The sequence below is a fragment of the Streptomyces sp. NBC_00400 genome (genome assembly GCF_036048035.1).
In the GTDB taxonomy this organism is placed as follows: Bacteria; Actinomycetota; Actinomycetes; order Streptomycetales; family Streptomycetaceae; genus Streptomyces.
Window position 1 is genome coordinate 6,530,156 of sequence record NZ_CP107940.1, and the last position, 25,657, is coordinate 6,555,812.

General features: G+C 72.5%; 27 protein-coding genes. 16 read left to right on the forward strand and 11 right to left on the reverse strand.

Annotated features, from left to right (window positions below):
* The first annotated feature begins 75 nt into the window (after positions 1–75).
* From OHS81_RS28540 to OHS81_RS28560, 5 genes are all read left to right on the forward strand, one after another.
* Complete coding sequence (locus OHS81_RS28540) at positions 76–1,200, forward strand: alpha/beta hydrolase (protein WP_328387866.1); 1,125 nt, start codon at positions 76–78, stop codon at positions 1,198–1,200.
* A 165-nt stretch (positions 1,201–1,365) separates the two neighbouring features.
* The gene (locus OHS81_RS28545) at positions 1,366–2,805 is read left to right on the forward strand and encodes a hypothetical protein (RefSeq protein ID WP_328387868.1); all 1,440 of its coding nucleotides are present in this window, start codon (positions 1,366–1,368) and stop codon (positions 2,803–2,805) included.
* A 732-nt stretch (positions 2,806–3,537) separates the two neighbouring features.
* Positions 3,538–5,136 (forward strand): ABC-F family ATP-binding cassette domain-containing protein, encoded by a 1,599-nt coding sequence (locus OHS81_RS28550; RefSeq protein ID WP_328387870.1) that lies wholly within the window; start codon positions 3,538–3,540, stop codon positions 5,134–5,136.
* Positions 5,137–5,471: 335 nt separating this feature from the next.
* The gene (locus tag OHS81_RS28555) at positions 5,472–5,693 is read left to right on the forward strand and encodes a helix-turn-helix domain-containing protein (RefSeq protein WP_006606369.1); all 222 of its coding nucleotides are present in this window, start codon (positions 5,472–5,474) and stop codon (positions 5,691–5,693) included.
* 114 nt (positions 5,694–5,807) lie between these two features.
* Positions 5,808–6,587, forward strand: coding sequence for an enoyl-CoA hydratase/isomerase family protein (locus tag OHS81_RS28560; protein WP_328387872.1), 780 nt, complete (start codon positions 5,808–5,810; stop codon positions 6,585–6,587).
* A 52-nt stretch (positions 6,588–6,639) separates the two neighbouring features.
* Here OHS81_RS28560 and OHS81_RS28565 read toward each other — a convergent pair whose 3' ends face one another.
* Positions 6,640–7,362 carry a hypothetical protein gene (locus tag OHS81_RS28565; protein ID WP_328387874.1) on the reverse strand — a complete coding sequence of 241 codons (723 nt, stop codon included), beginning with the start codon at positions 7,360–7,362 and terminating at the stop codon, positions 6,640–6,642.
* 252 nt (positions 7,363–7,614) lie between these two features.
* Between OHS81_RS28565 and OHS81_RS28570 the strand changes: the two genes are divergently transcribed.
* The 5 genes from OHS81_RS28570 to amaP are packed head-to-tail and all read left to right on the forward strand — an operon-like array spanning position 7,615 to position 9,984.
* A complete protein-coding gene (locus OHS81_RS28570; protein WP_328387876.1) occupies positions 7,615–8,076 on the forward strand; it encodes an Asp23/Gls24 family envelope stress response protein in 462 nt (153 codons plus the stop codon).
* A gap of 36 nt (positions 8,077–8,112) precedes the next feature.
* Complete coding sequence (locus OHS81_RS28575) at positions 8,113–8,310, forward strand: hypothetical protein (RefSeq protein ID WP_088797070.1); 198 nt, start codon at positions 8,113–8,115, stop codon at positions 8,308–8,310.
* 6 nt (positions 8,311–8,316) lie between these two features.
* On the forward strand, positions 8,317–8,709 hold the full coding sequence (locus tag OHS81_RS28580) for a hypothetical protein (protein ID WP_328387880.1): 393 nt from the start codon (positions 8,317–8,319) through the stop codon (positions 8,707–8,709).
* Positions 8,706–9,371, forward strand: a complete 666-nt coding sequence (locus OHS81_RS28585) for a DUF6286 domain-containing protein (RefSeq protein ID WP_328387882.1) — start codon at positions 8,706–8,708, stop codon at positions 9,369–9,371. Before OHS81_RS28580 ends, OHS81_RS28585 begins: the two co-directional genes overlap by 4 nt.
* A gap of 7 nt (positions 9,372–9,378) precedes the next feature.
* Positions 9,379–9,984: an alkaline shock response membrane anchor protein AmaP gene (gene amaP, locus OHS81_RS28590; protein WP_328387884.1), complete on the forward strand. Its 606-nt coding sequence runs from the start codon at positions 9,379–9,381 to the stop codon at positions 9,982–9,984.
* A gap of 35 nt (positions 9,985–10,019) precedes the next feature.
* On the opposite strand, the gene OHS81_RS28595 is transcribed toward amaP, so the two are convergent.
* From OHS81_RS28595 to OHS81_RS28620, 6 genes are all read right to left on the reverse strand, one after another.
* Positions 10,020–10,775 (reverse strand): SDR family oxidoreductase, encoded by a 756-nt coding sequence (locus tag OHS81_RS28595; protein ID WP_328387886.1) that lies wholly within the window; start codon positions 10,773–10,775, stop codon positions 10,020–10,022.
* 4 nt (positions 10,776–10,779) lie between these two features.
* Positions 10,780–12,564: a glycoside hydrolase family 15 protein gene (locus OHS81_RS28600; RefSeq protein ID WP_328387888.1), complete on the reverse strand. Its 1,785-nt coding sequence runs from the start codon at positions 12,562–12,564 to the stop codon at positions 10,780–10,782.
* Positions 12,565–12,618: 54 nt separating this feature from the next.
* Positions 12,619–13,467: an SURF1 family cytochrome oxidase biogenesis protein gene (locus OHS81_RS28605; protein WP_328387890.1), complete on the reverse strand. Its 849-nt coding sequence runs from the start codon at positions 13,465–13,467 to the stop codon at positions 12,619–12,621.
* Between the two features lie 103 nt (positions 13,468–13,570).
* Positions 13,571–13,804: a hypothetical protein gene (locus tag OHS81_RS28610; protein WP_030087516.1), complete on the reverse strand. Its 234-nt coding sequence runs from the start codon at positions 13,802–13,804 to the stop codon at positions 13,571–13,573.
* A 63-nt stretch (positions 13,805–13,867) separates the two neighbouring features.
* Positions 13,868–14,905, reverse strand: a complete 1,038-nt coding sequence (locus OHS81_RS28615; protein WP_328387892.1) for a DEDDh family exonuclease — start codon at positions 14,903–14,905, stop codon at positions 13,868–13,870.
* A gap of 231 nt (positions 14,906–15,136) precedes the next feature.
* A complete protein-coding gene (locus tag OHS81_RS28620; RefSeq protein WP_328387894.1) occupies positions 15,137–15,838 on the reverse strand; it encodes a peptidase E in 702 nt (233 codons plus the stop codon).
* 143 nt (positions 15,839–15,981) lie between these two features.
* Between OHS81_RS28620 and OHS81_RS28625 the strand changes: the two genes are divergently transcribed.
* Genes OHS81_RS28625 through OHS81_RS28635 form a run of 3 tightly spaced genes read left to right on the forward strand, consistent with a single transcriptional unit; the run spans position 15,982 to position 19,305 of the window.
* On the forward strand, positions 15,982–16,893 hold the full coding sequence (locus OHS81_RS28625; protein WP_328387896.1) for a sterol desaturase family protein: 912 nt from the start codon (positions 15,982–15,984) through the stop codon (positions 16,891–16,893).
* Positions 16,890–17,606 carry a lysoplasmalogenase gene (locus OHS81_RS28630; protein ID WP_328387898.1) on the forward strand — a complete coding sequence of 239 codons (717 nt, stop codon included), beginning with the start codon at positions 16,890–16,892 and terminating at the stop codon, positions 17,604–17,606. Before OHS81_RS28625 ends, OHS81_RS28630 begins: the two co-directional genes overlap by 4 nt.
* A 10-nt stretch (positions 17,607–17,616) precedes the next feature.
* Positions 17,617–19,305 carry a TIGR03086 family metal-binding protein gene (locus tag OHS81_RS28635; RefSeq protein WP_328387900.1) on the forward strand — a complete coding sequence of 563 codons (1,689 nt, stop codon included), beginning with the start codon at positions 17,617–17,619 and terminating at the stop codon, positions 19,303–19,305.
* Positions 19,306–19,420: 115 nt separating this feature from the next.
* Here OHS81_RS28635 and OHS81_RS28640 read toward each other — a convergent pair whose 3' ends face one another.
* Positions 19,421–20,935, reverse strand: a complete 1,515-nt coding sequence (locus tag OHS81_RS28640; RefSeq protein ID WP_328387902.1) for a S8 family serine peptidase — start codon at positions 20,933–20,935, stop codon at positions 19,421–19,423.
* A gap of 195 nt (positions 20,936–21,130) precedes the next feature.
* Entirely contained in the window at positions 21,131–21,331 is a 201-nt protein-coding gene (locus OHS81_RS28645) for a hypothetical protein (RefSeq protein WP_328387904.1), read from the reverse strand.
* 218 nt (positions 21,332–21,549) lie between these two features.
* Here OHS81_RS28645 and OHS81_RS28650 point away from each other — a divergent pair, with 218 nt between their 5' ends.
* From OHS81_RS28650 to moaA, 3 genes are all read left to right on the forward strand, one after another.
* Positions 21,550–21,894 (forward strand): DUF485 domain-containing protein, encoded by a 345-nt coding sequence (locus tag OHS81_RS28650; protein ID WP_328387906.1) that lies wholly within the window; start codon positions 21,550–21,552, stop codon positions 21,892–21,894.
* A complete protein-coding gene (locus tag OHS81_RS28655; protein WP_328387908.1) occupies positions 21,891–23,528 on the forward strand; it encodes a solute symporter family protein in 1,638 nt (545 codons plus the stop codon). Before OHS81_RS28650 ends, OHS81_RS28655 begins: the two co-directional genes overlap by 4 nt.
* A gap of 184 nt (positions 23,529–23,712) precedes the next feature.
* On the forward strand, positions 23,713–24,702 hold the full coding sequence (moaA, locus tag OHS81_RS28660; RefSeq protein ID WP_328387910.1) for a GTP 3',8-cyclase MoaA: 990 nt from the start codon (positions 23,713–23,715) through the stop codon (positions 24,700–24,702).
* Positions 24,703–24,765: 63 nt separating this feature from the next.
* On the opposite strand, the gene OHS81_RS28665 is transcribed toward moaA, so the two are convergent.
* Both OHS81_RS28665 and OHS81_RS28670 read right to left on the reverse strand, forming a co-directional pair.
* The gene (locus OHS81_RS28665) at positions 24,766–25,011 is read right to left on the reverse strand and encodes a hypothetical protein (protein ID WP_328387912.1); all 246 of its coding nucleotides are present in this window, start codon (positions 25,009–25,011) and stop codon (positions 24,766–24,768) included.
* 231 nt (positions 25,012–25,242) lie between these two features.
* Positions 25,243–25,617 (reverse strand): DUF3099 domain-containing protein, encoded by a 375-nt coding sequence (locus tag OHS81_RS28670; protein WP_328387914.1) that lies wholly within the window; start codon positions 25,615–25,617, stop codon positions 25,243–25,245.
* Positions 25,618–25,657: the final 40 nt, after the last annotated feature.

Consider the following 25,657-nt stretch of genomic DNA (forward strand, 5'->3'; position numbering starts at 1 on the left):
TCCACCCGGCTGCCCCGGTCACCCGCCCGGCACCGCCAAGTGGCCGCGCCCGCCGCCGCTGCGCACACTGAACAGGTGCGCCTGGTTACCGCGGCGGCCGTGGCCGCCACCACCGTGATCGGTGCCGGGGCGGCCGCCGTGGCGGTCGGCCGGTACGCCGGCGACATTGCCCTGAAACCGTCGCCCGACGACCCCTTCCCGGGCGACTCCCGTCTCACCGTGCACTCCGCCACCGAGAACCGCATCGCCCTCACCCGCAGTCTGGCGACCCTGCGGCCCGGCACCTACGGGCTCACCGGCTCCGGCTGCCATGCGGTGGTCGGCGATGTCATCCACGGCGTACCGCACCCCGCCGACGCGGTCGTACGACGCCTGGTGCGGGTCACCCACGGCACCCTCAAACCGGGCAACCGGATGCGGCTCACCCCGCAGGTGCACCTCGGCAACCCCCGTGACGCCCTCGGCCTGGACTGCGCCGATGTCGACGTCCCCGGTGAACTCGGCGCCCTCCCGGCGTGGTTCCTCCCCGGCGTACGCGACACCTGGGTCATCACCGTCCACGGGCTGGGCACCACCCGTGAACACCCGATGGTGGTGATGCCGTTCCTGCACCGCCACCGGCTGCCCGTCCTCGACCTGGCCTACCGCAACGACGTCGGCGCCCCGCGCACCGCCGACGGCCTGAGCCACCTCGGCGACACCGAATGGCGCGACCTCGACGCCGCGATCCGCTACGCGGTCCGCTACGGCGCCCAGGACATCGTCCTCTACGGCTGGTCCACCGGCGCGACCATGGCGCTGCGTGCCGCTGCCCACTCCGCGCTGCGCGCCCGGATCAGCGGCCTGGTCCTGGACTCCCCGGTCCTCGACCGGGGTGCCACCATCCGGGCGCTGGCCGCCGCCCGGCGGGTCCCGCGCGTCCTGCTGCCGCTGGTCGTACGGGCCGCAGAGGGCGCCACGGGAATGCCCGTCGACCGGCCCGACGCCGTCGACCCGGACGGGCTGAACGTCCCCATCCTGCTCTTCCACGGGCCCAACGACCTCATCGCCCCCTGGTCGGCCTCCCGTTCCCTCGCCGCCCGCCGCGCCGACCTGGTCACCCTTCAGCCGGTCCCGCACGCACCGCACGCCGCGATGTGGAACGCCGACCCGACGGGCTGCGAAGAGGCGCTGCGGCGCTTCCTCACCCCGCTCATGTGACACCCGCCCCGCCGGCCCCGCCGGGAGCCGGCGCCCGATGACGCCCGGGCATACGGGGCGACAACTCCCCTCATCAGGGACGGGCCGCCAAGATGACATGGCCCCGGCAGGTCGCAGGCAGGGTTCCGATTGGGCTTTCGGGCCGACAGCGGCAACACTGCTCCTGTGACGTCCCGTACCCCGCGCGACTCCCGGCTCCGCATCGTCCCCCGTCAACCGGTTGCGGCCGCCCGCCGGGCGGTGACAACCCGGACCAAGCGTCCGGCGCCCCGCCCGCCCGAGGGCACGCCGCCGCCCGCGGAACTGGCCCGGCAGGCCCGGACCGTGCTGGCCGGCGCCGCCCGCCTCGCCCGCTGGGCCGACGGCGCCGCGCTGCGCGCCGGAGCGGACGGGGCGCTGCCGAAGGCCGCGGCACAACGCGCCGCCGAGGCCCTGCGCCTGACACCGCAGCAGGTCCGCACCGACTGGGACCGGGCCCGGCTCGCCGGCCTCGTCGAACTCCACGACGGCCTCGCCCGCCCCGGCTGGCGGCTGCGCGCCTGGGACCGCGACGACACCGCCGTGCTGCGCGGCTGGGTCGCCCTCTTCGACGCCTGGTCGCTGGCCCGCCCCGCGCCGGCCACCGCCGGCCCCGCGATAGTCGCCGAAGTCGTCGAGGCGCTGCCGCAGTTGCTGTCCCTGCTGCACCTGTCGGCCGGGCCCGTCAGGCTGCCGGTGCTGCTGGACATGCTGGACCAGCGCGTCGCCGAGCTGCGCACGGAGCGCTGCGAGGTCCCCTACGGCCAGGACCCGGCCCCGGGCAGCGCCGACCATGCCGCGCCGGCGGCCGACGACGCCGCGGGGGCGTCGCTGGCCGAGCTGCTGGGCTGGGCGCTGGACGCCCTGCTGACGGTCGGCGCGCTGGTGGCGCCGGACGGTGCGCGCGACGGCGTCCACGAGGCCTTCCACGACGCGTCCGAGGCACAGCTGACGCCGCTCGGCAACTGGTCGGTATGGGTCAAGCTGGAGCAGATCTGCGTCGCCGCGCAGAGCCCGGCCGGCCATATCGAGCAGTCCGCGGAGGCGATGCTGCGCGGCTGTGCCCGGCTCACCCCGGGCCCGGCCCGCGCCGAGTACCGCGCCTGGCTCGCCGCCCGCTCGGTCGGCGCGGCCGTCGAGGAGCTGCTGACCGTGGCCCGCGGCGAGGACGCGCTGCTGCGCGGCCTGGCCTTCGAGGCGCTGCGGGCGGTCGGCGCCCCGGCCGAGGCCGCCGTACGCGCCGCGGCCGACGAGCCGGCCCTGCGGCCGTACGCCCTGCTGTGGCTGGTCGAGCACGAGGGCGGCGACCCGGAGACCGCGCCCGATGTGCTCACCCGTGAGGAGTCGACCTGGCTGTGGGTGGACACCGCGGCGGCCGTCGCCGACCACGGCGAGACCCAACTGCTGGTACGGCACCTCGACTCGGCGGTCCAGGGCTCGGTCCCGCGCCTCCTGGAGGAGGTACGCGCCATCGGCCACCCCCGCACCGTCCAGGTCCTGGTGGCACTGGCCGCCGCCCACCCCGACCCGGCACTGGCCAAGGCGGTGCGGCGCGCGGCGTTCCAAGTCCACACCGGTGGGGTTTGACTGTTCGTCTGCGCTTTGCCCCTGGCCCACGTTTTTGGCTTTCCCGCCGTTTCGCTGCGCTTTGCCTCCGCCCCGTTTTTGGCTTTCCCGCCGTTTCGCCTGGCGGCGGGCGGGGTCCGCTGCGCGGGGCTGTGGGTGCGGTGACGGGCCTGCGGGGCAGGGGTGTGGGACTGCTTCGCTTTACGTCCCACACCCCTGCCCCTCCGGCCCGTCCCCTCCCGTGGGTGAGTAAGTGAACGTGGGTGGGGGCGGGCCACGGGCGTAGGCATTTCCACGTGTTCCACGAGCAGCACCGGACCACCCACGCTCACTCCCACCGGCCTTCTTCCCACCCTCCAACGGGAGGGGACGGGCCGGAGCGGGTGGGGTGCCGGACGTAAAGCGAAGCAGTCCGGCACCCCACCCGCTCCGGCCCGTCACCGCACCCCGACAGCCCCGCGCAGCGGACCCCGCCCCGCGCAGCGGACCCCGCCCCGCGCAGCGGACCCCGCCCGCCGCAGGCGCAACGGCGGGAAAGCCCAAAGCGGGGCGGAAGCAAAGCGCAGCGGACCCGCCAGGCGCCACGGCGAGAAACCCCCACGGCGGGAGAGCCGAAAACGTGGGAGGGAAATCGACTTGCACGGGGCCGTTAGACTGCCTCCCATGGCAGTTCTCCCCCGGGTTCATTAGACGGCGCAGCCCGCTCTCGGACCGTCCGTCCAATCCGCCGTCTTCCTGCCCTGGAGTTTTTCCGTGATTACCGCCTCCGGCCTTGAGCTGCGCGCCGGCGCCCGCATCCTCATCGAGTCCGCTTCCTTCCGTATCGCCAAGGGCGACCGCATCGGCCTGGTGGGCCGTAACGGCGCCGGCAAGACCACCCTCACCAAGGTGCTGGCGGGCGAGGGCATCCCCGCCTCCGGCTCGGTCACCCGCGCCGGCGAGGTCGGCTATCTGCCGCAGGACCCGCGCACCGGCGACCTGGACGTGCTGGCCCGCGACCGCATCCTGTCCGCCCGTGACCTCGACAGCGTGCTGCGCAAGATGCGCGAGAACGAGGACCGGATGGCCAACGGCAAGGGCGCCACCCGCGACAAGGCGATGAAGAAGTACGAGCGCCTGGAGACCGAGTTCCTGACCAAGGGCGGGTACGCCGCCGAGGCGGAGGCCGCGACCATCGCCGCCAGCCTGGGCCTGCCCGACCGCATCCTCGGCCAGCCGCTGCACACCCTCTCCGGCGGTCAGCGCCGCCGCGTCGAGCTGGCCCGGATCCTGTTCTCGGACTCCGACACGCTGTTGCTCGACGAGCCCACCAACCACCTCGACGCGGACTCCATCGTCTGGCTGCGGGACTACCTCAAGACCTACCGCGGCGGCTTCATCGTGATCTCCCACGATGTCGACCTGGTCGAGACCGTGGTCAACAAGGTGTTCTACCTCGACGCCAACCGCTCGCAGATCGACATCTACAACATGGGCTGGAAGCTCTACCAGCAGCAGCGCGAGGCCGACGAGAAGCGCCGCAAGCGCGAGCGCGCGAACGCCGAGAAGAAGGCCGCGGCGCTCAACACCCAGGCCGACAAGATGCGGGCCAAGGCCACCAAGACCGTCGCCGCCCAGAACATGGCCAAGCGCGCCGACAAGCTGCTCGCCGGCCTGGAGCAGGTGCGCGCCGCCGACAAGGTCGCCAAGCTGCGCTTCCCGGACCCGGCGCCGTGCGGCAAGACCCCGCTCACCGCCGAGGGCCTGTCGAAGTCCTACGGCTCCCTGGAGATCTTCACCGACGTCGACCTGGCCATCGACAAGGGCTCCCGGGTCGTCATCCTCGGTCTGAACGGTGCCGGCAAGACCACCCTGCTGCGGCTGCTGGCCGGCGTCGAGACACCGGACACCGGTGAGGTCCGCCCGGGGCACGGCCTCAAGCTCGGCTACTACGCCCAGGAGCACGAGACCCTGGATCCGGACCGTACGGTCCTGGAGAACATGCGCTCGGCCGCCCCGGACATGGACCTGGTCGCCATCCGCAAGACGCTGGGTTCCTTCCTCTTCTCCGGGGACGACGTCGACAAGCCCGCCGGGGTGCTCTCCGGCGGCGAGAAGACCCGGCTCGCCCTGGCGACGCTGGTCGTCTCCTCGGCCAATGTGCTGCTGCTCGACGAGCCCACCAACAACCTCGACCCGGCCAGCCGCGAGGAGATCCTGGGCGCGCTGCACACCTTCACGGGCGCGGTGGTCCTGGTGTCGCACGACGAGGGAGCGGTGGACGCGCTGGAGCCCGAGCGCATCATCCTGCTGCCCGACGGCGTCGAGGACCTGTGGGGCCAGGACTACGCGGACCTGGTCGCGCTGGCCTGATCACGGCGTATGGATCATGCCGTATGGATCATTCGGCCGATGTGTGATCCATCATCTGAGTGAGAACGGCTCGTACACCGGCGAGTCTGCGGCATCCGGCCGGGCCCTTGGGGCCCGGCCTTCGCCGTTTCGTCGGCATACCGCCTGACCTGCCCCTTCTCGCGGAAAGCCGGGGCCGGGCGGCCGTCCACAGAGTCGGAATGTGGCATTCCGGTCCGCGTGAGCGCCCGCCGGACGGCAATGGATGTCGTACTGACCCTGCGGAATGGGTGGCCAGGAAGCCGGAGAGGGGTGATCATGAGAGTCCAGAGCGCACTTCCCACGAGGAGGCACGGGTGGCCGAGACTCTGAAGAAGGGCAGCCGGGTAACCGGCGCCGCGCGCGAGAAGCTCGCGGCAGACCTGAAGAAAAAGTACGACTCCGGTGCGAGCATCCGGGCGCTGGCCGAGGAAACCGGCCGCTCCTACGGATTCGTGCACCGGATGCTCAGCGAATCCGGTGTGGTCCTGCGCGGTCGAGGCGGAGCCACAAGGGGCAAGAAGGCCGCATCGGCCTGACGGCTGCGACTCCGGGTGCAAACGGTGTCCCCCCGGTCGACCGAGCGGTCGACCGGGAGGTTACCGTTCAGTCACTTACGCACGCAGGTGCGGACGGCTGACTCGGAGGCGCTGATGACTCTGCTCGACAAGGACGGTGTGCGACTCGCCGTTGACGGTGCGATCGCCACGGTGACCCTCGCCAACGCAGCGAAGCGCAATGCGCAGTCGCCGGCCATGTGGCGGGCGCTCGCCGAGGCGGGTTCCTTGCTGCCGGGAAACGTGCGGATCGCGGTGCTCCGTGGTGAGGGCCAGTCCTTCTCCGCGGGCCTCGACCGTCAGGCGTTCACGCCCGAAGGCTTCGACGGCGAGCCGTCGTTCATCGATCTGGCGCGCGGCACGGACAGCGAGCTGGACGCCACGATCGCCGAGTACCAGGAAGCGTTCACCTGGTGGCGGCGCAACGACCTGGTGTCCATCGCCGCCGTGCAGGGCCACGCCATCGGCGCGGGCTTCCAGCTCGCCCTGGCCTGCGATCTGCGGGTGGTCGCGCCCGACGTCCAGTTCGCCATGCGCGAGACCAGCCTGGGACTCGTACCGGACCTGACCGGTACCCACCCCCTGGTGGGGCTGGTGGGCTACGCCCGGGCGCTGGAGATCTGCGCCACGGGCCGCTTCGTGCATGCCGAGGAGGCCGAGCGGATCGGCCTCGCCAACCTCGTGGTGCCCGCGGACGAACTCGATGCCACGGTGACCGACCTGGCCGCCGCGCTCACCGCCCCGCCGCGGGACGCCGTCATCGAGACCAAGGCCCTGCTGGCCGGCGCCGCGGGCCGTACGTACGAGGAACAGCGCACCGCCGAACGGGCCGCGCAGGCACGCCGGCTGCGCGACCTCGCGGGCGTGGGGGAGTAGCCCCCGCTGCACTCCTTCACCGACGGGCGTCCCTTCCGGCCGGGGGTGCCCGTCAGCTCCGTTCCACGGCGGTGACCAGCACGGCAACCGTCGACGGCGCCGCCGGCGCGGCGGCCACCGCCCGCCGTACGGCACTTGAGACGTCCAGGGCCCGGTAGCCGGGCGCGGTCGCCAGCTGGATCAGCACATGGCCGTCGGTGCAGCGCACCGCACGGGACGCCCCGCCGAGCACCGGTGCCAGCCGGGCCACCCCCGGTACGCCCCGCGCGACGGCGGTGAGCCCCGCCGGGTCCTCCTGCGTCGCACCGCTGCCCTCATCCCCCGGGGGAGTGGCAGACGGCCCCTGCGTACGGTCGGCAGGCGACGACGGTGCCTCGCCCTCGTCCAGCAGCTCGCTGACCTGCAGATCCACCACACCCACCACCAGCCCCAGCTCCCGGACCGAGGCCTCCAGCAGCGCGGTGCGCACCTGGTCGGCGACGGTGGGCAGCGGCCGGCCGGCGACCGTGGCGAAATCCGCCTCGATCCGCAGCGGGCCGGGCGGCAGCGCGCTCGGCGGGGCCGGCACCGCGGGCTGCGGGGCCCGGTCCGGGTCGGCGACGGACAGCCGCAGCGTGCCGAGGCGCACCCCGGCCGGTGTCCCGGCGGCCGCCCGCAACGTCCCGGCGGCCGCCTGCTCGGTGATCCATGATCCGTCCGCGGGCCCGCCGAGCGGCAGCACCCGGCCGATCCCGAGCTGTACCCGCACCGCCTGCGCCCACTGGTTCGCGGCCACCGCGTCACCCCTTTCCCGGCGGTCCCCGGACCCGTTCCGGACACCTCCCGCACCACTCCACCAGCCTGCCGCAGACCGGCCCCCACGGCCCGTACGGCAGGGCGGTGTGCCGGGCGTCGCCGTGCGGAGCACTCCGCTGCCACGTCCCCGGAGCGGCCCGGGGGATGCGGACCTACTGTGGGCAACGGAGCGGGCGGACCGCTTCTCCTCGCGGAAGCGGACCGCTTCTCCTCGCGGAAAGGGACGACGGCGATGAGCGAGAGCCAGCAGCAGGCAGAGGGGCCCCGGACTCCTGCCAAGCGGGGTGGCGGCGACCCCGCGACCCGTGGGCGGACCACCATCGCCGATGGTGTGGTCGAGAAGATCGCCGGTCTGGCGGCCCGGGACGTCCTGGGCGTGCATGCCATGGGCAGCGGCTTCGCCCGTACGCTCGGCGCCGTACGCGACCGGGTGCCCGGCGGCGGCAGGTCCGCGACCGTGACCCGCGGGGTCAAGGCCGAGGTCGGCGAGGTGCAGACCGCGCTGGACCTGGAGATCGTGGTCGACTACGGCGTCGCCATCGCCGATGTGGCGCGCTCCGTGCGGGAGAACGTCATCTCCGCGGTGGAACGGATGACGGGCCTGGAAGTCGTCGAGGTCAACATCGCGGTCAGCGACGTCAAGCTGCCCGACGAGGAAGACGAAGAAGAGGGAGCGGAGCCGCGGCTCCAGTAGCCGCGTCCGTCCGGAGGGGTAGCGAAGGAGCGCACGATGAGCATGGCCGTGGTCGGCCTCTTGGCCGGTATGGCGCTGGGCTTCGCCGGATACTTCGGTGGCTTCGGCGCCTTTGTCCTGGTGGCGGCGCTGGGCGCTATCGGGTTTGTGGCCGGCAGACTCCTGGACGGGGATCTGGAAGCCGGCGATTTCTTCCGTCCGCGCCGCGGCGACCGCGACGAACGGCGGCGGTGAAGCCGGGTGGCGACGGTGTCCCCGGCCGCCGCTGCCGCCGGCGTGGCGGCGGGCGAGCGGGGCGCGACCAGCATCGCGGACCGGGTGGTGGCGAAGATCGCCGCACAGGCGGCCCGGGAGGCCCTGCGCCGGCAGTCCCCGCAGGCCCGCACGCAGGCGCATGCGACGGTGACCGTGCACCGGCGCGAGGACCGCCGGCACTTCGGCGAGGCGCGGGTGCGGATCGCCGTGGAGCTGGGCTACCCCTCCGACATCGGCGCCCAGTGCCGGGCGGTACGCCGTCACGTCACCGAGCGGGTCAAGGCGTTGGCGAGCATGGACGTGCCCGAGGTCGCCGTGGAGGTCGAGCGGCTGCACTCCCCGCTGGAGGAGCGTACGGGCCGCGGGAGGGTGCGATGAGCGACGACGCGGAGCAGCCGGACACCCGGCGGATGCCCACCCTCGACAAGACACCCGACGCCACGGACGGACGGAGCGATTCCGCCCCGGACCCGGCCGCGACGGACGAGGGAGACCACGGCCGCAGCGGGCGCTTCTGGTCGGCCCGCCGGGTCCCGGCCGCGGTGGTCGCGCTGGTGCTGCTGGCCGCCGCCGGACTGCTGCTCTACGACGTGGTCGCGGTGCGCGCCCACCACCCCGCGATGGCCTGGCGCCGGTGGCTCGCCCGCGAACTGGCCACCCGTCACCTCGACAACCCCTGGGTGCTGGCCGCCGCCGCTCTCGCGGTGGTGCTCGGCATCTGGCTGATCGTGCTGGCGCTCACCCCCGGACTGCGCCAGGTGCTGCCGATGCGGCCGACGGCGCCGGACCTCCGGGCCGGGCTGGACCGGGCGGCCGCCGCGCTGGTGCTGCGCGACCGCGCCATGGAGGTGGCCGGTGTCCAGTCCGTACGGATGAAGGTCGGCCGCCGCAAGGCGAAGGCGCACGCCGTCTCGCACTTCCGTGAGCTGGACGAGGTCCGCGCCGACCTCGACGTCGCGCTGGGCGAGGGCCTGCGGCAGCTGGGGCTCGCGCACCGGCTCGGCCTGACCGTGCACGTCCGGCGCCCGAAGAAGGGATGAGGCAGCGATGCGCAGGGTCGGCAGAGCGATCAACCGGGTACTGCTCGGCGTGACCGGTGCGGTGCTGCTGGGCACCGGTGGCCTGGTGCTGTTCGGCGGCCTGGACCTGCCCGCGAGATGGCGGGTGCGCCTGCCCGCCCACTGGCCCTGGTCCCGCCCCGGCGACGTCCTGCTCTCCGCGCAGCAGCGCACCCGCTGGAGTGGCCAGGGCTGGTTCTGGCCCGCCGTGATCGCCGCCCTGGCCGTCTTCGTGCTGCTGATGCTGTGGTGGCTGCTGTCCCAGCTGCGGCGCCACCGGCTCAACGACCTCCTCGTCGACAGCGGCGACGGCGAGGGCGCCACCCTGCGCGGCCGGGCGCTGGAGGGCGTCCTCGCGGCCGAAACCGAGTCGCTGGAAGGCGTCGACCGGGCCGGGGTACTGCTGACCGGCCGCCGGAGCGAACCGCGGATCCGGGCCCTGCTGTCCCTCGCCCCGCACGCCGACCCGGGCACCGTGGTCCGCCGCCTGTCGGACGAGGCGGTGACCCACGCCCGCCGCTCGGCCGGGCTCGACCGGCTGCCGGGGGACGTCCGGCTGCGCGCGGTCAAGCACCGGCCCGAGCGGGTCAGTTAGGGCCAAGCGGGTCAGTGCGGCCAGGGGACTCCCCGTCAGAAGCCGTGCCGGGCCCCGCCGTCCACCGGCACCATCACCCCGGTGACATACGACGCGGCCGGCGACAGCAGGAACGCCGCGGCCCGGCCGAACTCCTCCGGTGTGCCGTAGCGGCCCAGCGGGATCGCCGCGGAGTTACGGGCGCGGCTGCCCTCCGGGTCGCCGGAGAGCGCGTCGAGCTGGGTCATCCGGTCGGTGGCGATCCGGCCGGGCAGGACGCCGAGGACCCGGATGCCGCGCGGGCCGAGTTCGACCGAGAGCGACTTGGCGAAGCCGGCGAGGCCGGGGCGGAGCCCGTTGGAGACCGTCAGCCCGGGGATCGGCTCGTGCACCGAGCCGGACAGCACAAAGCCGATCACACCGCCCTCCGCCAGCTCGGCGGCGGCCGTGCGGGCCAGCCGTACCGCGCCGAGGAAGACCGATTCGAAGGCCTGCTGCCACTGTGCGTCGGTGTTGTCGAGGGCGCCGCCGGGCGGCGGGCCGCCCACGCTGATCAGCACGCCGTCCAGGCGGCCGAAGCGCTCCCGGGCCGCGGCCACCAGGCGGTCGGGGCCTTCCGGGTCGGCGTTGTCGGCCGCCACCCCCAGGGCACGTTCACCGAGCGAGGCCGCGGCCGCCGCCGCGCTCTCCTCGGTGCGTCCGGTGAGCACGACGTTGGCGCCGTCGGCGACCAGCTCACGGGCGGTGGCGAAGCCGAGGCCGCGGGTCGCCCCGGTGACGAGGTACGTCCGGTCGGTGAGTCCAAGATCCATGGCCCTAGTCTGCCCCGGCCCCCTCCTGGAGCCCGAAGGCGGTCCCCACCAGCCCGATATGGCTGAACGCCTGCGGATAGTTGCCCAGCTGGCGTCCGGCCGCCGGGTCGTACTCCTCGGAGAGCAGCCCCACATCGTTGCGCAGGTCCAGCAGCCGCTCGAACATCTCCTGGGCCTCGTGCCGCCGTCCGCTCATCCGCAGCGCGTCGACGAGCCAGAACGAGCAGGCCAGGAAGGTGCCCTCGTCGCCGGGCAGCCCGTCGACCGAGCCGCCCTCGGTGCTGTAGCGGCGGACCAGACCGCCGTGGCTCAGTTCCCGGCGCACCGTGTCGATGGTGCCGGCGACCCGCGGGTCGTCCCCCGGCAGAAAGCCGACCCGGGGGATCAGCAGGGTCGCCGCGTCCAGCTCCGCCGACCCGTAGAACTGGGTGAAGGTGCCGCGGCCGGCGTCATAGCCCCGCTCGCACACCTCCCGGTGCACCTCGTCGCGCATCGCCCGCCAGCGGTCGACGTCCCCGCCCAGTTGGGGATTGGCCTCCAGCGCCCACACCACGCGGTCGGCCGCCACCCAGGCCATGACCTTGGAGTGCACAAAGTGCCGGCGCGGCCCGCGGATCTCCCACAGCCCCTCGTCGGGGTCGCGCCAGGCGGACTCCAGATAGTCGACCAGCGCGCGCTGGATGCTCCAGGCGTGCGGCTCCGACGGCAGCCCGGCCGTGCGCGCGATGTGGAAGGAGTCGAGCACTTCGCCGTAGACGTCGAGCTGACGCTGTTCGACGGCGGCGTTGCCGATGCGTACGGGCACGGAGTCGGCGTATCCGGACAGCCACGGCAGCTCGGCCTCCGGCAGCCGCCGCTCACCCGCCAGCCCGTACATGATCTGCAGATCGTCGGGGGCGCCGGCCACCGCGCGCAACAGCCAGTCCCGCCAGGCGCCGGCCTCCTCCAGGTATCCGGCGGAGAGCAGCGAGTTCAGGGTGAGGCTGGCGTCGCGCAGCCAGCAGTAGCGGTAGTCCCAGTTGCGTACCCCGCCCAGTTCCTCGGGCAGCGAGGTGGTGGGGGCCGCGACGATGCCGCCGGTGGGCGCGTAGGTGAGCGCCTTGAGGGTGATCAGCGAGCGCATCACGGCCTCGCGGTAGGGGCCGTGGTAGCGGCAGCGCCCGGACCAGGTGTGCCAGTCGTCCAGGGTGTCCTGAAGCGCCTCGAACGGGTCGATCTGGACCGGCCGGGGCTCGTGGGAAGGGTGCCAGGTCAGCACGAACGCGGCGCGTTCGCCCGCGGTGACGGTGAAGTCCGAGCGGGTGCTGAAGTCCCTGCCGTAGGTGGTGCTCTGTGCCGGGGTGCGCAGCCATACCGAGTCCGGCCCGGCGACCGCGACCCGAGAGCCCTCGGTGGCCCGCACCCAGGGCACCGCCCGGCCGTAGTCGAACCGCAGCCGCAGCACCCCCCGCATCTCGACGCTGCCGCTCAGGCCCTCGACGATCCGTACGACATCGGGCTGGCGGTCGCGCTGCGGCATGAAGTCGATGACCCGGACGCTGCCCGTGGGGGTCTCCCACACCGTGTCGAGGATCAGCGAATCACCGCGGTAGGAGCGCTCCGCGCGGGCCTCGGAGGAGCGGGGGGACAGCCGCCAGTGGCCGTTGTCCTTGTGGCCCAGGAGCGCGGCGAAGCAGGCCCCGGAGTCGAAGCGGGGCAGGCACAGCCAGTCGATGGAACCGTCGCGGCCGACGAGGGCGGCGGTCTGCAGATCGCCGATGAGCGCATAGTCCTCGATATGTGGGTGCACTCAGCGGCTTTTCCCGCACGGCGCGGGCGCCACGCGCTGTGGCGGCTGTACGGGCTACGGCGTGGCCGCCACCGGCGCCGTGTCGTCGGCCTCCGGAGCCTCGGGAGCCTCCGGGTCCGGTCCGGCCTCGGCTGCCTCCTTCTCCTTGGCGGCGGCCTCCACCCGGTCGCGGCGCTCCCGGCGGACCAGGATCACCCAGCCGACCGGCACCGCCGCCGCGAACAGCCACCACTGGACCGCATACGCCATGTGCGGCCCGATGGAGTCGTGGTCCGGCTCGGGGACCAGCTCCGGCTTGCCGCCGGGCGGCTTGGGCCCGGTCTGCTCGATATAGCCGCCGAGCAGCGGCCGGCCGACCTGCTTCGCCTGCTCCTTGCTGTTGATCAGCATGATCTGGCGGGCGGGCAGGCCCTTGGTGTCCTTGATGCCGCTGACCGCGGTGGTCTCGTCGGCCATCATCCGGCCGGTCACGGTGACCTTGCCCCGGGGTGCGGCCGGGACGTCCGGGAACCGGGTGAGGTCGTTGCCCGCCGAGATCCAGCCGCGGTTGACCAGTACGGCCCTGCCGTCGCCGAGGACCAGCGGGGTCAGGACGTAGTAGCCGATGCTCTGCTCGTCGGCGGCGGTGCGCTGACGGACCACGACCTCGTGCGCCGTGTCGAAGGTGCCGGTGGCGGTGACCGTGCGCCACATGTCGTGGTGGGGCAGGTTCCGGCCGGGCGCGGTCAGTTCGGTGACCGGGACCGGCCTGGCGGCCAGGCTGCTCGCGATCAGCTGGTTCTGCGCCACCTTGTGCTCATGGCGGTGGAGCTGCCAGAAGCCCAGCTTGATCATGACGGGGATCAGCACGAGACCCACGAGGGTGAGGATCACCCACTGCCGGGACAACAGGAAGCGGTACACGGCTTCGACGGTACCCGGGCCTGTGCCGCACCCGAGCCGGGGGTCCCCGGTAGCGTGCCGGGGGAGGGGCCGGCCGGGTGGCACCAGGCGGGGCCGGGTGGGCTCAGACCCGGTCGACGATGCCCACCCTCCCGTCCGACCGGGCGCAGTGCGCACCGCAGTACCACTGCCCGTCGGCTTCCACGCCCTGGCCGATGATCTGGCACCGGCAGTGCTCACAGATCGGCGCCATGCGGTGGATGGCGCAGGCGAAACAGTCGAAGACGTGCACCGCGCCCTGCGCGTGCACCTCGAATGTCATGCCGTATTCGTTTCCGCAGACCTCACAACGTGCCATGCGCCACAGGGTGCGGGCGGTGCCCCTGCGGGGCGAGGTGCCGACGGGTGTGTTGGACGGGCTTCACCCGGACGCAGGCGCCGATGCCGCCGGCTCGACATCCTGCAGCAGCTGCATGAAGGCCGCCTCGTCGATCACGACCGTGCCGTAGGAGGCGGCCTTGGCCGTTTTGGAGGTCCGGGCATCGGGGTCGTTGGTCACCAGCAGGCTGGTCAGCCGGGACAGACTCGTGGCGACATGGAGCCCGGCCTCGATGGCCCGGTCCTCCAGCAGCTCGCGGTCCACGGAGGTGTCGCCGGAGAAGGCGACCCGCATGCCCTGGACGAGCCGGCCACCCGCCTTGTAGCGCCCCGGGTTGGGGTACGGGCATGCCGGGCGCTTACGGGAGGGCCGCCAGGACGTGGGGCGGTACGCCGAGGCGGTGGCGTGCTGCCGGGGTGCGGGGGTGTCCGACCACTCCGTCAGCGGCTGGCAGTTCATCAGCGGCAGCCGCAGATTCTCCTGTGCGGCCCGCCGCAAACCGGGACGGAACGCCTCGGCCAGCACCCGGGCGTCGTCCAGCGCGTGGTGCGCGCGCTCCTGCACCACGCCGTAATGCGCGGCGAGGGATTCCAGCTTGTGATTGGGCAGCGGGAGCTGCAGCTCCTTGGACAGGGCGATGGTGCACAGCCGCTGTTGGACCGGTGCCGTCGCCGCGGCGCGGGCGTACTCGCGGGCGATCATCGACCAGTCGAACATCGCGTTGTGCGCGACCAGTACCCGGTCCGCCAGGCGCCGGGACAGCTCCGGGACGATCTCCGGGAAGAGGGGGGCGTCGGCCAGCACGGCGCTGGTCAGACCGTGGATCCAGACCGGCCCCGGGTCCCGCTGCGGGTTGACGAGGGTGTACCAGTGGTCCTGGACCTCGCCCTGTGCGTCGAGTTGGTACACCGCGGCGGAGATGATCCGGTCGTCGCGGGCCAGGCCCGTGGTCTCGACGTCGACCACCGCGTATCCCTCGGGATATGCGGACGGCCAGGGAGCCGGCGGCGTCTGCGGGCCCGGCTGCTGCCCGATCTTCGGCGCGATCGGGTCGGCTGCTGCCATGCGGTCTTCGAGCATGGTCACTGAGGATACGGGCCACCACTGACAGCCACCGAACCGGCGTGGGGCGCGCGGGGGCAGTTGCACGCCCCACGCGGCGTGGGGGCCGGCGCCCGCGGCGGGCAGCGGGGAGGCCGACGGCGCTCTTCGGACCCTCCCTGTTCCCGTGGTGGGCAGCGAAGTTGACGGCGGGCCGGAAGCCGGTCACCGGTACTGGCGGGAAGGCACCCCTGACGCCCCTTACACCCCTTACGCCCCCAGCTGCCGCGCCGGCTGGGCCACCTCCGTCACCGAGCCGTCCCCGCCGACGCTCACCCGGTGGAGCGTGGCGCCCGGTCTGCGGGTGACGACCTCCACGAGGCGGCCGTCGGCGAACACCCCGGCGGCGCCGTCGTCGACCGCCCAACCTGCGGGCAGCGCACGGTCGTTGACCGCCGCGAGATAGCCGGGCCTGCGCTCCGGTTCCCCGTCGTAGTGCGGGCACAGGCTGCCCGGCAGCAGTCCCAGCCCGTCGGTCAGCGGCACGGGCGGGCCGAAGGAGTCGGAGAACGCGGTCTCGAACCAGCAGCAGGCCCCGGCGCTGATGCCGCACAGCAGCACCCCTGCCGCGTACGCCTCGCGCAGGATCGCGTCCAGGCCGTGCAGCCAGACGGCAAGCATGTTGGCGGTGTTGCCCCCGCCGGCATAGACGATGTCCTGGGCGAGGACGAAGGACCGCAGATCGGTCACGGTGCGCCGGAACAGCTCCAGATGGCCCGTTTCGCACCCGCGCCCGGCGAACGCCGCGTGGAACCCCTCGATGTACCCCGGTGCGTCACCGCTCGCGGTCGGCAGGAAGCAGACCTTCGGCCGGGGCCGTCCGGCCCTCTCCAGTACGAAGTCGTCCAGCAGGGTGTCGGAATCGTCGGAGAAGCCGCCGCCGAGCAGGGCGATGGTGGGTGGGCGGGTCATGGAACCTCGATTCCGGTCGTCGTGGGGACCTGCCGCCGGGCCGTCGCCGGGCCGTCGTCGTGGCGCAGCTGACGGCGCGTCTTACATACTTCTCGGTAACAACCCCTAGCGGCACCGCCGTCCACGCCTTTATGGTGCGGGACATGCCGCACCTGCCCGATGTCCTGTTGTGGTCCATACCGGCCTTCGTCCTGCTCGCTGTGATCGAGATGGTGAGCTACCGCCTCCATCCCGACGAGGAGGCGGCGGGCTACGAGACCAAGGACGCCGCCACCAGCGTCGGCATGGGCCTGGGCAGCCTCGTGTTCGACGCACTGTGGAAGATCCCCATCGTGGCGATCTACGCCGCGGTCTACGCGATCACCCCGCTGCGGATCCCCGTGGTGTGGTGGACGCTGCCCCTGATGCAGCTCGCCCAGGACTTCTTCTACTACTGGTCGCACCGCGGCCACCACGTCATCCGCGTCCTGTGGGCCTGCCACGTGGTGCACCACTCCAGCGAGAAGTTCAACCTCACCACCGCCCTGCGGCAGCCCTGGACGACCTGGACCGTCTGGCCCTTCTACGTCCCGATGATCGCGCTCGGTGTCCATCCGGCCGTGATCGCCTTCACCTCCGGCGCCAACCTCGTCTACCAGTTCTGGGTGCACACCGAGCGGATCGGCACACTGCCCCGGCCCTTCGAGTTCGTGCTCAACACCCCCTCCCACCACCGGGTCCACCACGCCTCGCAAGGCGGCTACCTGGACCGCAACTACGGCGGGATCCTGATCATCTGGGACCGGATGTTCGGCTCGTTCGCCGCCGAGGTCGAGCGACCGGTCTACGGGCTCACCAAGAACATCAAGACCTTCAACCCGCTGCGGGTGGCCACCCATGAGTACGCCGCCATCGCGCGCGACATACGGGCCGCGGACAGCTGGCGCGAGCGCGCCGGGCGGGTGTTCCGCGGACCGGGCTGGCAGCCGGCCGGGCGGGCCGCCGCGGGGCAGGCCCCGACGGCCGGCCGGCCGGAGGCCGAGGCGCGCCCCTCCGTCGGGGAGCCGGCCGCATGAGGGCGCGGTGGCCGCGGGCCGTCCGGCCCCTGCTGTGGGTCTTCGCCGTACTGGCCGTCGTGCACCTGGGGGCGCTGCTCGCCGGTGTCCCGGCCGTCGGGCAGCTCACCAAGCCCGCGCTGATGCCGGTGCTCGCCGCTTACGCGCTGGCGCGCGGCGGCCCCCCGCTGCTCGCCGGTGCGCTGCTGTGCGGCTGCGGCGGGGACACCTTCCTCCAGATCGGCGGGGACATCGCCTTCCTGGTGGGGATGGGCTCGTTCGCCGCCGGACACGTCTGCTATCTGCTGCTGTTCGCCCGGCACGGGGCGGCGCCGGAGGCCGGACGGCGGGGGCGGACGGTCGCCGCCGCCGCTGCGTATGCCGTGCTGCTCGCCGGCACGGTGGTGCTCCTGTGGCCGGACCTCCCGGCCGATCTGCGGATCCCGGTCGCCGGCTACAGCCTGCTGCTCACCGCGATGGCGTTCGGCGCGCTCCGGGCGGGCTCCCTGGCCGCCGCCGGCGGGCTGCTCTTCCTCCTCTCCGACACCCTGATCGCGAGCGGCATCGCCCACTGGCCGCAGCTGCCCGCCCCGCAGTTCTGCATCATGCTCACCTATCTCGCGGCCCAGTACGCGCTGGCCGGCGGTGTGCTGCGGGCGGCCGGCACCGCTCCCCGGCCCGCACCGGAGGCCGGTGCACCGCGGGCCGAGGTGGCCGGACGCACCGCCGCTTGAGTCTCCCCCCGTGGGAGCCCCGACAGTGGACGGCATGTACGAGGACGGCACAGGCCTGCTCACCATCGGCGCGCTGGCGCGCCTGACCGGCATTCCGGTCAAGACCATCAGGAACTGGTCTGACCAGGACCTGCTGCCGCCCGCCGCCCGCACCCCCGCGGGCTACCGGCTGTACGGCGCGGACGCCCCGGCCCGCCTGGAGATCGTGCGCAGCCTGCGCGACCTGGGCATCGGGCTGGCGGCGATCCGCTCCGTGCTGCACCGCGAGAGCACCATCGCCGAGACGGCCGCGCAGTGGGCGGACGCGCTCGACGCACAGATCCGCACTCTGCAACTGCAGCGCGCCGTGCTGCGCTCGGTGGCCACGCGGGGGAGCGCAGCAGAGGAGCTGCCTAGCATGACCGAACTGGCCCGCCTGTCGGACCAAGAACGCCGCCGCATCATCACGGACTTCGTCGAGGACGCCCTCGACGGCGTGCACGCCCCCGCCTACCGCAGCGGTCTGCTGGCCGCCGTCCCCGATCTGCCCGACGACCCCACTCCCGAGCAGGTCGACGCCTGGACCGCACTGACCGCCCTGGTCCGGGGGCCGGAACTACGGGCGGCGCTGCGCCGGCTGGCCGAGTACAGCGCGCGTACCGGGCCGGCCGCGAGCGAGCCGCGCGCTGCGAGCGGGGCGCACACCGCGGGCGAGACGACCCCGGCCGCGCAGGAACAGGTCGCGCAGGAACAAGCCGCACAGGAACAAGCCGAGCACGAACAGGCCGCACAGGAACAGGCGGCAGTGCGCGTCGCGGAGCTGATGCGGCTGCGCGGAGAGGAGGCCGTCACGGCCGGTATCGCCCCCGACTCCCCGGCCGCGGAGCCCTTCATCGCCGAGCTGATCGCCGCCTGGCTCCCCACTCAGGCCGGCACCCCCGACCCGCCCGACGGGGACGGTCCGCAGGCCCGCGGCCGGCTGCTGGAGCAACTGGAGACCGCCGCCGAGCCGGCCGTCGAGCGCTACTGGCAGCTGCTGTGCACCGTCACCGGCCGGCCCGCCCCGCCCCGCTGGGACCTCGCGGGCACTTGGACCGCGGCCGCGCTGCGCGCCCACCCCCGGCCGTACGAGCTGGACCGCTCCGCGTTCGACGGCACCGACCCGGACCGGGTGATGCACGCCTACGAGCAGGTGATCCGGGACGTGTCCGCGGTGGTCGCCGCCGTACGGCCCGAGGACCTCGGCCTGCCGACACCGTGCGCGGGGTGGAGCGTACGGCAGTTGCTCGACCACATGGTGTGGGAGAACCTGATGGCCGCCTCGGTCGCCGAGGACGCCCCGCGCACCGACCACACCGCCGACCACCTCGGCGACGATCACCGCGCCGCCTTCGAGGACTCGGCGCGTGCCGCCCTCGCCGCCTTCACCCACAGCGGGATGCTCCGGCGCACCTACGGTCCCTACGACGCGCCCGGCGCGATGCTCGTCCAGCAGGTGGTGGTCGAACTCCTCGCACACGGCTGGGACCTGGCCCGGGCGACGGGCGCGCCGACCGGTCTGGCACCCACGGTCGCCGAGGAGACCCTGGCGGCGGCCCGCCGGATCTACGGCGCCGCACCGCGCACCGAGGGCGGCTCGTTCGCCCCCGAGCGCCCCGCCCCGCCCGGCGCGCACGCCACGGACCGGCTGGCGGCCTTCCTCGGCCGCGACCCGGCCTGACCGGCCCGCCCGTCCCGGGGCTCGCCCGCCCCGGGGTCCGCCCGCCCCGCAAGGCAGAGGGCCGGGTGACGCACCACCCGGCCCTCCCCCGCAACTACCCGGAAATGACCGGGAGTTACTTCTTCACCGCGTCCAGCGCATCGACGATGCCGTAGCCGAAGTGGCTGTTGACATGCTTGGTGCCGGTGCAGGTCGCGTCACCCGTGGGGCAGCCGGGGTTGTCCGCCTGCTCCTTGAGGAGCCACTGGATCTCCTGCGGGCTGGACTTCGGGTGGGTGCTCTTGAGCAGCGCCGCGACGCCCGCGACGTGCGGGGTCGCCATGGACGTGCCGGCCAGGTAGGCCCAGTCACCGCCCGGCATGGTGGAGAGGATGTTGCCGTTCTTGGCGGGCAGCTCGGGCACCTGCCGCGAGTCGCCGCCCGGTGCCGCCACATCGATCTGGCCGAGGCCGTAGTTCGAGTAGTACGACTTGAGCTTGTTGACGCCCGCCGCCGCGACCGTCACCGTGCCCGGCAGCTGGGTGGGAACGTCCCAGCAGGTCTTCGGGTTGATGGTGCGCTCGACCGGGGTGGAGTCGTTCGGGCTGGAGGCGTCGGGCAGCTGGGGAGCCGCCAGGTCGAGGCCGGAGTTGCCCGCCGCGGCGATGTTGAGTACGCCCTTGCGCTGGGCGTAGCTCGCCGCACGGCCGACCGCGTCGATGATGGCGGCCTGGTCCGCGTCGTCCTTGCAGTTGAACATCCACGGGTCGACGTAGTAGCTGTTGTTGGTGACCTCGACGCCGTGGTCGGCCGCGAAGACGAAGGCGCACACCACGCTCTCGGCGTAGAAGAGGCTCGTCTCCGGCTCGCTGACCTTGAGGGCGGAGATCTTCACGCCCGGCGCGACACCCGCCACGCCGACACCGTTGCGGGCCGCGGCGATCGTGCCCGCGACATGGGTGCCGTGGTAGTCCTCGTCCGGGTTCCAGGGGCGCCAGGCGCCCTTGGAGGTGTCGGCCACGCCGCCCACGCAGTTGGCGGACTGCTTCGCGGAGAAGTTGGGCTTCAGGTCGGGGTGGGTGTCGTCCACGCCGGTGTCGATGATGCCGACGGTGACGTTCCTGCTGCCGGGGTTCACCTTCGCGGCCTGGTCGGCCTTGATGGCGGGCAGGTCCCACTGCAGCGGTTCGAGCGGTTCCTCGCCGTTCGCCTTGGCCGCCTTGCCGGCCGCCGCCAGCTGGGACTTCGGCAGGTCGATCTTCTGCGGCTTGCCGATGTCGGTGGTGCCCTGCGCCTTCAGCGGCGCGGTGCGGGTCGCGCCCGCCGACTGCACACCGGGCACCGTGCGCAGGGTGGTGGCGAACTGGGGGTTGGCCGAGTGGACGACGATCACGCCTATCCGTTCATGGGCGATGACCACCTTCCCGCCGGCCTTGGCTATCGCCTTCTCCACCTTGCCGACCACGGCGTGGCCGGGCGTGGTGTTCACGACGTACGACAGCAGCGGGCCGTCGGCCGGGGCCGCTGCGGCCGGGGCGGAGTCCCGGGACGCGGCGGTGGCCGCATTCGGGAGGAAACCGAGGGACGCGGTCAGAGCCAGTCCGAGCGGTACGGCCAGCGCCCGCATGCGTCTGGATCGGGGATGTGCCATGGATACTCCACATCATCCGTGAGACCGCCCGTGCGCGGGTTGCGCACGGGCGGTTGCAATGAGAAGTGAAGTTATCGGCGACCACTCGTGTGCAGCAATGGACTTCGGAGAAAAAACGGGGAGAAAACCCGCCAGGAGTGTGAAATTGATAGTGCGTCAGCCGATTTCGGCCGTCTTGGACGCCTTCAGGTCCGGTCAGCCGTCGCGTCGCAGGGTGGTGATGCTCAGCGGGGGCAGCGCGATTCGCGGTCCGTACCAGCGGCGCGCGGTGGCGGCCGTCCCCGGCCGCGGTTTTTCCGACGGGGCGAGGGCGAGCGGCGCCGGCAGCCGGATGCTGCCGTAGGGGCGCCGGCGGGGGACGGGGGGCTGCGGGGCCTGCTGTGGCGGCGGGTTCACACCGGGCTCAACGAAGCGCCCCGCGCACGGTGGCGGTCCGGCGCGGGCATTCCCCCGGTTTCTTCTGGGATTCAACCAACGAACCCCTGTCGTATCGTCTGATGCGCCTCTACCATGCGTGATCCAGATCACTTACGTGAGCTTTACCGCCGGCCGGGCCCTCCCCGGGCCGATCCGCCGGACCGGCCCGGGCCCGCCCCTTCGCGTCAGGAGATTCCGTGAGCGCCGCACCGACCCTCGACCCGGGGACGCATGAGCCGCCCGACTACATCCAGGTGCAGTCGAGTGCGGAATTCGATGAACTCCGCCGTGCGCACCGCTCGTTCGCCTTCCCGCTGACCGTCGCCTTCATCCTCTGGTACCTCGGGTACGTGCTGCTGTCGAGCTACGCCGGCGGCTTCATGGGCACCAAGGTCCTCGGCCATATCAATGTGGCCTTCGTCCTCGGCATCGCCCAGTTCGCCACGACCTTCCTGATCGCCTGGTGGTACTCCCGGCACGCCGCCACCCGGCTCGACCCCAAGGCCGAGGCCATCAAGTCCCGCCTGGAAGGTGACGCATGACCCCTCTGCACCGTCCCCTCGCGCTCGACCTCGCGGCCGGCGGCGCGGGCGAGCACCGCGCCCTGATCGTCACCCTCTTCGCGGTCTTCGTCGCCGCCACCCTCGGCCTCACCGTCTGGGCGGGCCGGCAGACGAAGGGCGCGGAGGACTTCTACGCCGGCGGCCGGCAGTTCAGCGGATTCCAGAACGGCCTGGCCATCTCCGGCGACTACATGTCCGCCGCGTCCTTCCTGGGCATCGCCGGCGCCATCGCCCTCTTCGGCTACGACGGCTTCCTCTACTCCATCGGCTTCCTCGTCGCCTGGCTCGTCGCCCTCCTCCTGGTCGCCGAACCACTGCGCAACTCCGGCCGCTTCACCATGGGCGACGTCCTCGCCTACCGGATGCGCCAGCGCCCGGTCCGCACCGCCGCCGGCACCTCCACCATCATCGTCTCGATCTTCTACCTGCTCGCCCAGATGGCGGGCGCGGGCGCCCTGGTCACCCTGCTCCTGGGCATCACCAGCGAGGCGGGCAAGATCCTGGTGGTGGTCCTCGTCGGCGTCGTGATGATCCTCTACGTCACCATCGGCGGGATGAAGGGCACCACCTGGGTCCAGATGGTCAAGGCGGTCCTGCTGATCGCCGGCACCCTGCTGATCACCTTCCTGGTGGCGCTCAGGTTCCACTTCAACCTCTCCGAGCTGCTGGGCGCCGCCGCCGAGAACAGCGGCAAGGGAGCCGCCTTCCTGGAGCCCGGCCTCAAGTACGGCGCCACCGCCACCTCGAAGATCGACTTCATCTCGCTGGGCCTCGCCCTCGTCCTGGGCACCGCGGGCCTGCCGCACATCCTCATCCGCTTCTACACCGTCCCCACCGCCAAGGCCGCGCGGAAGTCCGTGAACTGGGCGATCGGCATCATCGGCGTCTTCTACCTGATGACCATCGCGCTCGGGTTCGGCGCCGCGGCCCTGATCAAGCCCGGGACGATCACCGCCTCCAACAAGGCGGGCAACACCGCGGCCCCGCTGCTCGCCCAGGAGATCGGCGGCGGCGCGGGCTCCACCGGGGGCGCGATCCTGCTCGCCGTCATCTCCGCCGTCGCCTTCGCGACCATCCTCGCGGTGGTCGCCGGCCTCACCCTCGCCTCGTCCTCGTCCTTCGCGCACGACCTGTACGTCAATGTCCTGCGCAAGGGCAAGGCCACCGAGAAGGAAGAGGTCGGCGCGGCCCGCTGGGCGACCGTCGGCATCGGCGGTGTCGCCATCGTCCTGGGGGTCTTCGCCCGCGGCCTGAACGTCGCCGGCCTGGTGGCGCTCGCCTTCGCGGTCGCCGCCTCCGCCAACCTCCCGACCCTCCTGTACAGCCTGTTCTGGAAACGCTTCACCACCCGGGGCGCCCTGTGGTCCATCTACGGAGGGCTCGTCTCCTCCGTCCTCCTGGTCCTCTTCTCCCCGGTCGTCTCCGGCAAGGAGACCTCGATGTTCCCCGGCGCCGACTTCGCCGTCTTCCCCCTGGAGAACCCGGGCCTGATCTCCATCCCGCTGGGCTTCCTGCTCGGCTGGCTCGGGTCCCTGCTGTCCAAGGAGGAGCCGGACGCGCAGAAGTACGCCGAACTGGAGGTCCGCTCGCTGACCGGGACCGGAGCCCACTGAGGCGGCCCGGCTGAGCCGTCCCTACAGGGCCCGGGCGGGGTGGCATCGTAGATCTCTACGACTCCACCCCGCCCACCTCGTGCTTCTCCTCCCTGCCCGTTGTCACACCCATCGCGTAGGCTCGAAGTCGTACTGATCCACCGAAGGAGAGGTACCGAGCCAACACTCTTGGGGAGGGGGCCCAGTGCTCATCGACACTTATGGCCGTGTGGCCACCGACCTGCGCGTTTCACTCACCGACCGGTGCAATCTGCGGTGTACGTACTGCATGCCGGAAGAGGGGCTGCAGTGGCTGGCCAAGCCTGACCTGCTCACCGACGACGAGATCGTCCGGCTGATCGGCATCGCCGTGCGGGACCTGGGCATCGAAGAGGTCCGCTTCACCGGCGGTGAACCGCTGCTCCGCCCCGGCCTGCCCGGCATCGTCGAGCGCGTCGCCGCCCTCGCCCCGCGCCCCCAGATGTCGCTGACCACCAACGGCATCGGCCTGCAGCGCACCGCAGCCGCACTCCGCGACGCCGGCCTGGACCGCGTCAACGTCTCCCTCGACACCCTGCGGCCCGACGTCTTCCAGGCCATGACCCGCCGCAAGCGGCACGACGATGTCCTGCGCGGCCTGGAGGCGGCCCGCACGGCCGGTCTGACCCCGGTCAAGGTCAACACCGTCCTGATGCCGGGGCTCAACGACGACGAGGCCCCCGACCTGCTGGCCTGGGCCATCGCTCATGACTACGAGCTCCGCTTCATCGAGCAGATGCCGCTGGACGCCCAGCACGGCTGGAAGCGCGACGGCATGATCACCGCGGGCGACATCCTCTCCTCGCTGCGCACCCGCTTCACGCTCACCCCCGAGGGCCAGGACGAACGGGGCTCCGCGCCCGCCGAACGCTGGATCGTCGACGGCGGGCCGCACCGCGTCGGTGTGATCGCCTCCGTCACCCGCCCGTTCTGCCGGGCCTGCGACCGTACGCGACTGACCGCCGACGGCCAGGTCCGTACCTGCCTGTTCGCCACCGAGGAGACGGATCTGCGCACCGCCCTGCGCTCCGGTGCCCCGGATGACGAGATCGCCCGCATATGGCAGCACGCGATGTGGGGCAAGAAGGCGGGCTCCGGCCTGGACGACCCCTCGTTCCTGCAGCCGGAGCGTCCGATGTCCTCGATCGGCGGCTGAGCCGGTCCGGCGCCGGCGACCCGAGTCAGTGGCCGGCGTCAGTGACTGAGTCAGCGGCCGGCGTCAGTGACCGGCGGCCGACGCCTCCCACTCCTCCAGCGTCACGACATCCTTGAGGAAACCGCGCACGCCGAGGAACTGCGACAGATGCTCCCGGTGCTCCTCGCAGGCCAGCCAGGTCTTGCGCCGGTCCGGAGTGTGCAGCTTCGGGTTGTTCCAGGCCAGCACCCATACGGCGGCGGCGCGGCAGCCCTTCGCGGAACAGATGACGGTGTCCTCGGCGGGGTCCTGGGGGTTCGGGGAGTTCACGGCCTCAACCCTACGTCCTGCGCTCACGGCCCCGGGCCCGGCCACCGCACCTCGCGGACCTGCGGACATGACGACGCCGGGCAGCCACGGGGGGAGCCGCCCGGCGTCGGTCCGTCGCTCCGACGGGGGATGCGGAGCGCGTACGCAGTATGTCACGGGGGAGGGTGCCTAGTGCACTGGAACTCCATGATTGATCTGAGCTTTTCTTGAGCTTTGCAGACCGGGTGATGATCAGCTGGGGTCCTGTGGCGAGGCGGAGGAACCCGCCGCCGGCCGCTCCGGAACGGATTCCGTGGGAGCGTCGCCGGCTCCCGGCGTCAGCATCGGCCGGGTCGGGCCCGCGACAAAGGTCTTCGGGAGCGAAGGGGCGTTCTCCCGGCCCGCGTTGGCGATCACCACCGCGATATAGGGCAGCGTCAAACCGAGCACCAACGTCGCAATGGCGACGGGCCGTTCGATGTTCCACAGCACGACGGTGAGCACGACGGCCACCGTCCGCACCGCCATCGAGATCACGTACCGCCGCTGCCGTCCGCGCACATCCTCGGACAGGCCCTGCCGTGCCCCGGTGATCCGGAAGGCCTGGCCGCTGCTCTGCTTCCGCATCACGTTCCACCGCCTGCTCAGTCGTGCCGGATTCTCCCCG